Genomic DNA, 404 nt, shown 5'->3' with positions numbered 1-404 from the left:
CCTGCTGGAGCGCCGCGCGGACCTGCGCGGGAAGGTGACCTTCGTGCAGATCGGCGCCCCGTCCCGGCAGAACGTGCAGGCCTATGCGGACCTGGCGCGCAACACCCGCAAGCTCGTGGACGCAATCAACCAGCGGTACGGAACCGAGTCCTGGCAGCCCATCCTGTACATCGACCAGTCGGTCCAGCGCAATGCGCTGCCGGACATCTACCGCATGAGCCGGGTGGGCGTGGTCACCTCCGTGGCGGACGGCATGAACCTGGTGTCCAAGGAATATGTGGCCACGCAGGATGCAAAGGACCCCGGCGTCCTGGTGCTGTCCGAAGGAGCGGGGGCTGCCTACCAGCTCAAGGACGCCATCCAGGTACCGCCGTCGAACCTGCAGGCCATCACCCGTGCCTACG

General features: G+C 66.8%; 1 protein-coding gene. It reads left to right on the top strand.

Annotated elements, in window-relative coordinates:
• On the top strand, window positions 1-404 hold a 404-nt coding region (locus GVL03_RS21320; RefSeq protein ID WP_200847417.1), incomplete at both ends, for a trehalose-6-phosphate synthase.

Source organism: Microbacterium sp. 18062 (genome assembly GCF_902706225.1).
Lineage (GTDB): Bacteria > Actinomycetota > Actinomycetes > Actinomycetales > Microbacteriaceae > Microbacterium.
The sequence above is the reverse complement of the archived record's forward strand: the minus strand, read 5'-3'. Positions and strand labels throughout refer to the sequence as shown.